Below are 245 nucleotides of genomic sequence, written 5' to 3'. Positions count from 1 at the left end.
CTCCTTTTCGTCCTTCCCGTTCCCTTTGGGCGCATATTTGCGCCCACCCGTTAGCCTGCGCTCCGCCGCCCCTTTGTAAGCCCCCAGCCCCCCAGCCCCTCTAATAATATAAGGTGTACCGCCCTCGCTTGCCCCTCTTTTGTCAAACAATCTGAAAACTTCGCATAAAATCCTCATTTTTTTCTTCAAAAGTTTGGAGGGAATCCAAAAAAGCTATACCTTTGCACTCGCTTTTCAGGAACACC

At 50.2% G+C, this 245-nt stretch carries 1 protein-coding gene; it reads right to left on the bottom strand.

Going from position 1 to position 245, the window contains the following annotated elements; all coding sequences use genetic code 11:
• Positions 1–189, bottom strand: a 189-nt coding sequence (locus KM934_RS13100; protein ID WP_215761073.1) for a hypothetical protein, incomplete at its 3' end; no start/stop codon positions are given.
• Between the last annotated feature and the right edge of the window lie 56 nt (positions 190–245).

Origin of the sequence: Hallella faecis (assembly GCF_018789675.1) — a bacterium.
GTDB lineage: Bacteria > Bacteroidota > Bacteroidia > Bacteroidales > Bacteroidaceae > Prevotella > Prevotella faecis.
The sequence above is the reverse complement of the archived record's forward strand: the minus strand, read 5'-3'. Positions and strand labels throughout refer to the sequence as shown.